The organism is Acinetobacter sp. V2, assembly GCF_001188385.1.
GTDB lineage: Bacteria > Pseudomonadota > Gammaproteobacteria > Pseudomonadales > Moraxellaceae > Acinetobacter > Acinetobacter oleivorans.
Genome location: NZ_JZFB01000002.1, coordinates 331,151 through 333,801 on the forward strand (window position 1 = coordinate 331,151; position 2,651 = coordinate 333,801).

At 42.9% G+C, this 2,651-nt stretch carries 3 protein-coding genes; all 3 read right to left on the minus strand.

What is annotated here, in order from left to right; translation table 11 throughout:
* Positions 1-786: D-alanine--D-alanine ligase (locus tag UC75_RS10355; RefSeq protein ID WP_228137263.1), on the minus strand; the 786-nt coding region annotated here is incomplete at its 3' end.
* A gap of 36 nt (positions 787-822) precedes the next feature.
* Positions 823-2,271, minus strand: coding sequence for a UDP-N-acetylmuramate--L-alanine ligase (gene murC / locus UC75_RS10360; RefSeq protein ID WP_003654096.1), 1,449 nt, complete (start codon positions 2,269-2,271; stop codon positions 823-825).
* An 11-nt stretch (positions 2,272-2,282) separates the two neighbouring features.
* A partial coding sequence (locus tag UC75_RS21105) for a UDP-N-acetylglucosamine--N-acetylmuramyl-(pentapeptide) pyrophosphoryl-undecaprenol N-acetylglucosamine transferase (RefSeq protein WP_265597222.1) occupies positions 2,283-2,651 on the minus strand: 369 nt, incomplete at its 5' end.

Below are 2,651 nucleotides of genomic sequence, written 5' to 3' on the forward strand. Positions count from 1 at the left end.
ACCCTGCTCATCCTGCATCGCATCAATACGGCCCCAGCTTTCTGCACCAACTGCCTGAAAAGCACGTAAGCACAATGCTTGAAGATTCTTCTCTTCTGTATCACTTAGACCACAAGGAATACCATACTCTACATCATTACGTTGATATTTTGCTTCGTAGTCGTAGAAAGCAACATCTGCTGGTGGTTGTAAACGAATAACCGGTAAAGGCTGACCATTTAGGAATGAGATTGTGAATTCACGACCTGTGATCCACTTTTCCGCCATCACAACAGCATCGTGCTGAGTCGCCTTCTCAATTGCAGCTGCAAAATCTTCTGCTTTCTCAACCTTACTCATGCCGACACTTGAGCCTTCATGTACAGGTTTGATAATTACAGGTAAGCCTAACTCAGCAATCACCGCATCTAAATCTGTTTCTTTAGTAATAATGCGATATGGCGCTGTAGGTAAATCACTACCTTGCCAGATTTGCTTGGTTTTGACTTTATCCATGCCAATCGCAGAACCTTGCACACCAGTTCCTGTATAAGGCAGATTTAACCATTCAAGCACGCCTTGAATCTGGCCATCTTCACCACCACGACCATGCAATACAATAAATGCACGATCATAATTTACAAGTTCAGTCACACTGCGGTCTTGCGGATCAAATGCTTCAGCCTGAACACCTGAACGCAATAAAGCGTCCAGAACTGCCTGACCACTATCTAAAGACACAGCACGCTCAGCCGATTTCCCACCAAATAGCACGGCAACTTTGCCGAATTTTGTAGCATTTGACACGTTTAAATCCTTAACCCGATAATTCAATATTTTTGTTTATTTCACATACAAATGGTGTTGTGCAAGTTCTACAGAAATTGCTCCCACGTTACCCGCACCTTGCGTTAATAACAAGTCATTTGGTTGTAACACATTTTGCATGATGTTTTGTAAATTACCTTCAACCGGATCAACCAAAATCGGTTCCACCTGTCCACGTAAACGAATACTACGCGCTAGAGTACGGCTGTCTGCACCTACAATAGGCTTTTCACCGGCAGGATAAACTTCCAATAATAATAATTGATCGACCTGAGAAAGCACTTCAATAAAGTCATCAAAACAATCGCGGGTACGAGAGTAACGGTGTGGCTGGAATAACATCACCAAACGACGATCTGGATGGCTCTGACGAGCAGCTTTAATAGTTGCTTCTACTTCTTTCGGATGATGCCCATAGTCATCAACTAACTTAACGTTACCATCGGCAAGTTCGAATTCGCCTTGCACTTGGAAGCGACGACCAACACCACTGAAACCCGCTAAAGCACGGCTAATTGCGTCATCAGAAACACCTTCATCAGTCGCAACACCAATCGCAGCCAAAGCATTCAAAATATTATGCATGCCCGGTTGATTAATCGTTAAACGTAGCGGCTCACGACCTTTACGTAACACGGTGAAGTGTGAACGCATGCCATCTTGTTCAACATCAATTGCGCGAATGTCGTTGTCTTCATTAAAACCATAAGTAATGACTGGACGGCCTACACGCGGCATAATTTCACGAATGTTGGCGTCATCACCACAAACGACAGCCAAACCATAAAATGGTAAGTTATGAAGGAACTGTACGAACGTATCTTTTAATTTATCAAAGCTACCTTCATAGGTATCCATATGGTCAGCATCAATGTTCGTTACAATCGCTGCCATTGGTTGCAAATAAAGGAAAGATGCATCTGATTCATCAGCTTCAGCTACGATGAAACGGCTTTCACCTAATGCAGCATTTACGCCTGTACTGTTAAGTAAACCACCAATGACATAAGTTGGATCAAGGTTTTCTTCAGCCAACATAGTCGTTAAAAGACTTGTCGTTGTCGTTTTACCATGTGTACCAGCTACAGCAATACCATGGCGGTAACGCATAAGCTCACCTAACATCTCTGCGCGGCGTACGATTGGAGTACGTTGCTCAATCGCTGCTTTAATTTCCGGATTTTCTGGATCAATCGCTGTAGAAACTACAAGCACATTGGCATTTTTAATATTTTCCGCTTGATGGCCAATATAAACCTTGATGCCATTTTGCTCTAATTGTTCTGTAGTTTTAGATGCTTTAATGTCTGAACCAGAAATTTTATAACCTTGGTTACCCAATACCTCTGCAATGCCACACATCCCAGCACCGCCGATCCCCACAAAATGAATGTGTTTGATACGGCGCATTTCAGGCACTTTAATCAGTTTTTTTGCTTGGTTCGCAGCTGTTGATGGAGACATAGTAAATCCGATTACATTTTTTGGATAAGATCAACCACATGCTGAGTCGCATTTGGTTGGGCATGTTGACGCGCTTTCACTGCCATTTCTGTAAGTAACTGGCGGTTCATCAGCGAAGTGAACAATTCATTTAGAACATCTGGTGTCATAGTCGATTGCTGACAAATTTTTGCAGCACCGAAATCTGCCAGAAATTTGGCATTTGCAGTTTGATGGTCATCAACTGCTATAGGAAGTGGTACAAAAACTGCGGCCACACCTGCTGTTGCAACTTCTGTTACCGTGAGTGCTCCAGCTCGGCAAATAATTAAATCTGCCTCACTATAAGCCTTTGCCATATCTTCAATAAACGGCAAAACGTGTACAGTTAAATTGGCTGG

Coding starts and splice junctions, on each gene's coding strand:
- murC (WP_003654096.1), bottom strand. CDS start 2,271: ATGTCTCCATCAACAGCTGCGAACCAAGCAAAAAAACTGATTAAAGTG.